A 5443-nucleotide genomic window follows, 5' to 3' on the forward strand; every position below is an offset into this window, starting at 1 on the left:
GCGGCGAGGACCGCGTCAAGGCCCTGGTTGAGCGCTTCTATGATTTGATGGACCTGGAACCGGGCTACAAAGCCCTGCGCGCCGCGCACGGCAGCACACTCGACAACGCCCGACAACGCCTGTTCTGGTTTTTATGCGGCTGGCTGGGCGGGCCGCAGTACTACACCGACCGCTTCGGCCACCCGCGCCTGCGCATGCGCCACATGCCGCAATCCACCGGTGGCGGCTCCATCGGGATCGCCGAACGCGACCAGTGGCTGGCTTGCATGGACCAGGCCATGCGCGAGACCGGGGTGGATGAAGGCCTGCGCGCGCGGCTCAATGCGTCTTTTTTCCAGACCGCGGACTGGATGCGCAACCGGGGGGAGTAGGCGCGCGGCCTCTAGCCCTGCGCGAGCAGCACCACGAGCGCCCCGGCACCTCCCTCCGCCGGCCGCGCCTGCACAAAGGCCAGCACTTCCTGCTTCTGGATCAGCCAGCTTTGCACCTTGCCCTTGAGCACCGGCGTCTTGCCGGGCGAGCCCAGGCCCTTGCCGTGCACCACGCGCACGCAGCGCCAGCCCACCTTGTGGGCGTCCTTGATGAAAAGCGCCAGTGCTTCGCGCGCGTCCTCGCGGCGCAGGCCGTGTAAATCGAGCTGGCCCTGGATGCTCCAGCCGCCGCGGCGCAGCTTGCGCACCACGTCGGGCCCCATGCCGGGCCGGCGGAAGCTCAAGGCCTCGTCGGTGTCCAGCAGGGTCTCGACGTCGAACTCGTCGGAGATCGCTTCGCGCATCACCGCGAGCTCGTCGCGCTGCTGTTGCACGGGAATGGGTGCGGCCTGCTGTAGCGGCAGCGAAGCCTTGTGGCCGGGCAGGTGTTTGGCGGGCAGGGCCTTGACGGCGCCGACGGCGCGCGAGAACAGCTCTTTTTCGGCCCTGGCTTTGGCCGCAGCGGCGGCTTTTGCGGCGGCGGCTTCTTTTTCAAGCCGGGCCCGGGTTTCGATCTCCCGCTTGACGGCCTTGAGGTCCTGCAGGCTTTTGAGGGCGGGCGCTTTCATGGCTCAACCTTACAGCAATCCCAGCTCAGCCATGGACACGGCCTGGGTGCTGGTCACCACGAAGTGGTCGAGCACGCGGATGTCCACCAGCGCCAGCGCCGACTTGAGGTTGCGTGTGAGCGCCTCGTCGGCGCGCGAGGGCTGGGCCGAGCCGCTGGGGTGGTTGTGGGCCAGCACCACGCTGGCGGCGTTCAGGGCCAGGGCGCGGATGACGACCTCGCGCGGGTAGACCGAAGTTTGCGTCAGCGTACCGCGGAACAGTTCCTCGAGCGCGATCATCCGGTGCTGGCTGTCCAGGAACAGCATGGCGAACACCTCGTGCGGTCGGTTCCCCAGCTGCAGCTGCAGGTAGTCGCGCACCGCCTGGGGTGTGTCGAACACGGTTTTCTGGCTGAGGCTTTCGGCCAGCGCGCGGCGCGCCAGCTCCAGCACGGCGACCAGTTGTGTCCGCTTGGCCGCGCCGCCCAGGCCCTTGATGCGTTTGAGGCTTTCGGCCGTGGTGTGCAGCAGCCCGGCCACGCCGCCGAAGGTGTCCAGCAGCTCCTGGCCCATCTGCAGCACGTTTTTGCCGGGAATGCCGGTACGCAGCAGCAGGGCCAGCAGTTCGGCATCGCTGAGGGCGCCGGGGCCGCGCGCCAGCAGTTTTTCGCGGGGGCGGGTGTCTTGGGGCAGGTCTTTCAGGATCATGGGTCGATCTCTTCTTATGGGTTGGCGGGAGGGAGCCAAGGGACTCCTCCCGCAAAAAAGGCCAAAAAACCGGGTTTGGCCCGGCCGGGCCGTCCTTTCTACAATAGAGGCAGTTTACAAACACCGGCCCGCCGTTCCGGCCGGCCCCGAAAGCCTCCGCCCTATGCCCACCACCGTGGAACTCTCCGCCCCTCCTTTGGTCCAGCCGGGCTCTTTCCTGACCCTGCACTATCGCATGGCCGGGCCGTCCGTGAACGGGAAACCGGGCGCCGACATCATCAACACCTTCGAAGGCAAGCCCGCCACGCTGAGCCTGGGCACGGGCGAACTGTCTCCGGCCATCGAGCAGCGCCTGCTGGGCCTGCCCGAGGGCACTCGCGCTACCTTCGAATTGCCGGCCGGCGAGGCCTTTGGCGAGCGCAATCCCGAGCTGGTGCAGTGGGTGGCGCGCAAGCTGCTCAATGAGCTGGGCGACCCGGACGAGCAGTACAAGGTCGGCGACGTGGTGCAGTTTCCCACGCCCGACGGCATGGGCCAGTACGCCGGCGCGGTGCAGCAGGTCAAGCCCGGCGGTGACGCGGTGCAGTTCGACTTCAACCACCCGCTGGCCGGCCAGCCGGTCGTGTTTGAAGTGCAAGTGATTGGCGTTTTATGACTGGATCAAAATTGCTTCCCCAGGAAATCCTGCTCGCCGAGCCGCGCGGCTTCTGTGCCGGCGTCGACCGCGCGATCGAGATCGTCGAGCGCGCCCTGACCAAGTTCGGCGCGCCGATTTACGTGCGCCACGAGATCGTGCACAACACCTACGTCGTCAACGACTTGAAGCAAAAGGGCGCGATCTTCATTGAAGAACTCGACGACGTGCCGCCCGGCGCCACGCTGGTGTTCAGCGCCCACGGCGTGAGCCAGGCGATCCAGAAAGAGGCCGAGCGCCGCGGCTTCCAGATCTTCGACGCCACCTGTCCGCTGGTGACCAAGGTGCACGTCGAAGTCGCCAAGCTGCACAAAGAGGGCTACGAATTCATCATGATCGGCCACAAGGGCCACCCCGAAGTCGAAGGCACCATGGGCCAGCTCGACAGCGGCATCCACCTGGTGGAAGACGTGGCCGACGTCTGGCGCATCAGCCCCGGCCAGACGGAGCGCCTGGCGGTGGTCACGCAGACCACGCTGAGCGTGGACGACGCGGCCGAGATCAGCGCCGCCGTGAAGCAGCGCTTTCCGCAGGTGCGCGAGCCCAAGCAGCAGGACATCTGCTATGCCACACAGAACCGGCAGGACGGGGCCGGGTCGGCCTCACGGCCGGCGCCTCGGCGCCCGAGATTCTCGTCAAGCAGGTGATAGACCGCATCAAGGCGCTAGGCGCGGTGTCGGTGCGCAAGATGGACGGCATCGAGGAAACCATCAAGTTCCCGCTGCCCAAGGGCTTGAAGCTCGACGCGCAGGGCCATGTGCTCGAAATCAACGACAGCCAGCTTCACCAACTCACCTGATCCCCTTCCTTCATGACCGATCGCGACAACATCGAGCGCTGCCTGCGCACCTTCAAGGCCGGCTACGGCCATTTCATCCACCAGACCCCGCTGTGGCAATTGCCCGGCAAGGCGCTGGGCGTGGACTGCGCCGAAGTCTGGCTCAAGCTCGAACACCTGCAGACGGGCGGCAGCTTCAAGGCGCGCGGCATGCTGAATCGCCTGCTGTCCAATACCATCCCCGCCAGCGGCGTGATCGTCGCCTCGGGCGGCAATGCCGGCATTGCCACCGCGGCCGCGGCCCGCGAGCTGGGCGTGCGCTGCGAGGTGTTTGTGCCCGAGGTCTCCACCCCCGCCAAACGCGCCAAGCTGGCTGCGCTGGGCGCCGAGGTGGTGGTGACGGGCGCGGCTTATGCCGATGCCCTCAAGGCCTGCCTGGCCCGCCAGCAGGAAACCGGCGCGCTGCTCACGCACGCTTATGACCAGCCCGAAGTGCTGGCCGGCGCCGGCACCCTGGCCGCGGAGATCGAGCAGCAGGGCGGCGTGCCCGACTCGGTGCTGGTCAGCGTGGGCGGCGGCGGCCTGATAGGCGGCGTGGCCGGCTGGTTTGAACAGCGCAGCCGCGTGGTCGCGCTGGAGCCCGAACTCGCGCCTACCCTCTTCAAGGCCCGCGAGGCCGGCGAACCGGTGGACGTGGCCGTCGGCGGCATCGCCGCCGATTCGCTGGGCGCCAAACGCATAGGCAGCCTTTCCTGGGAAGTCACGCAGGCCCATGTGCGCGACGCGCTGCTGCTGACCGACGAATCCATACGCGCGGCCCAGCTCTGGCTCTGGAAAGAGCTCAAGCTGGCCGTCGAGCCCGCCGCGGCCCTGCCGCTGGCCGCGCTGCAAACCGGCCGCTACCGCCCGCGCGCCGACGAAAAAGTCTGCCTCATCATCTGCGGCGCCAACCTGGACCCGGCCAGCCTGAACTGAGCCGAACGGGCCATGGTGGCTACCCTCGCACAAAATACAATGGCCCCATGCTAGACATCAACCTGCTCCGCAAAGACCTGCCCTCGGCCATCGCCCGGCTGGAAACCCGCAAAACCCCGCAAGCCTTCCTCAACGTGGAGGCCTTCCAGGCCCTGGAGGCCGAACGCAAGGCCCTGCAGATCCGCACCGAAGAGCTGCAGAACCAGCGCAACACGCTGTCCAAGCAGATCGGCCAGCTCAAGTCCAAGGGTGAAGACGCCAGCGCCGTCATGGCGCAGGTCAGCGCCTCCAAGGCCGAACTCGAAACCTCGGCCGCCCGGCTGGAGCAGATCCAGGCCGACATGCAGGCCCTGCTGCTGGCCGTGCCCAACCTGCCGCACGAGAGCGTGCCTCAGGGCATCGGCGAGGCCGGCAATGTCGAGGTGCGCAAATGGAGCCCGATCGAAGGCCCCGGCGGCGAACCGGCGGCCTTTGCCTTCGAAGTGAAGGACCACGTCGACGTCGGCCAGCCCCTGGGCCTGGACTTCGAACTCGGCACCAAGCTGACCGGCTCGCGTTTTACCGTCATGAAGGGCCCGCTGGCCCGCCTGCACCGCGCGCTCGCGCAGTTCATGCTCGACGTGCAGACCCAGGAGCACGGCTACACCGAGTGCTACACGCCCTACATCGTCAACGGCGATTCGCTGCGCGGCACCGGCCAGCTGCCCAAGTTTGAAGAAGASCTGTTCGCCGCCAAAAAGGGTGGGCAAGAGGGCGCGGCCGAAGCCGAAAGCACGGCCTTGTACCTGATCCCCACCTCGGAAGTGCCGCTGACCAACTTCGTGCGCGACGAGATCGTCGCCGAAGCCGAACTGCCGCTGCAGTTCACCGCCCACACGCCGTGCTTCCGCTCGGAAGCCGGCAGCTACGGCCGCGACACGCGCGGCATGATCCGCCAGCACCAGTTCGACAAGGTCGAGATGGTGCAGATCACCCACCCCGACAAAAGCTACGAAGCGCTGGAAGCCATGACCGGCCACGCCGAAGTCATCCTGCAAAAGCTGGGCCTGCCTTACCGCGTCATGCTGCTGTGCACCGGCGACATGGGTTTCGGCGCCGCCAAAACCTACGACCTCGAAGTCTGGCTGCCCGCGCAGAACACCTACCGCGAGATCAGCTCGGTCTCGAATTGCGAAGCCTTCCAGGCGCGCCGCCTGCAAGCCCGTTTCAAGAACGCCCAGGGCAAGAACGAATTCGTCCACACCCTCAACGTCTCGGGCCTGGCTGTAGG

General features: G+C 67.0%; 6 protein-coding genes and 1 pseudogene. 5 read left to right on the plus strand and 2 right to left on the minus strand.

What is annotated here, in order from left to right:
- Positions 1-371: group II truncated hemoglobin (locus tag AC1D0P_RS23850; protein ID WP_477679009.1), on the plus strand; the 371-nt coding region annotated here is incomplete at its 5' end.
- Between the two features lie 11 nt (positions 372-382).
- On the opposite strand, the gene AC1D0P_RS23855 is transcribed toward AC1D0P_RS23850, so the two are convergent.
- Positions 383-1039 carry a Smr/MutS family protein gene (locus tag AC1D0P_RS23855; protein WP_477679010.1) on the minus strand — a complete coding sequence of 219 codons (657 nt, stop codon included), beginning with the start codon at positions 1037-1039 and terminating at the stop codon, positions 383-385.
- Positions 1040-1048: 9 nt separating this feature from the next.
- A complete protein-coding gene (gene radC, locus AC1D0P_RS23860; RefSeq protein WP_477679011.1) occupies positions 1049-1726 on the minus strand; it encodes a RadC family protein in 678 nt (225 codons plus the stop codon).
- A gap of 163 nt (positions 1727-1889) precedes the next feature.
- Here radC and AC1D0P_RS23865 point away from each other — a divergent pair, with 163 nt between their 5' ends.
- From AC1D0P_RS23865 to serS, 4 genes and pseudogenes are all read left to right on the plus strand, one after another.
- Entirely contained in the window at positions 1890-2381 is a 492-nt protein-coding gene (locus AC1D0P_RS23865) for an FKBP-type peptidyl-prolyl cis-trans isomerase (protein WP_477679012.1), read from the plus strand.
- Positions 2378-3219 (plus strand): annotated as a pseudogene (gene ispH / locus AC1D0P_RS23870) (4-hydroxy-3-methylbut-2-enyl diphosphate reductase). Before AC1D0P_RS23865 ends, ispH begins: the two are co-directional and overlap by 4 nt.
- 12 nt (positions 3220-3231) lie before the next feature.
- The gene (locus AC1D0P_RS23875) at positions 3232-4173 is read left to right on the plus strand and encodes a threonine/serine dehydratase (protein WP_477679013.1); all 942 of its coding nucleotides are present in this window, start codon (positions 3232-3234) and stop codon (positions 4171-4173) included.
- 47 nt (positions 4174-4220) lie between these two features.
- A partial coding sequence (serS, locus tag AC1D0P_RS23880; RefSeq protein ID WP_477679014.1) for a serine--tRNA ligase occupies positions 4221-5443 on the plus strand: 1223 nt, incomplete at its 3' end.

The sequence above is a fragment of the Polaromonas sp. P1_G2 genome, from assembly GCF_056405515.1.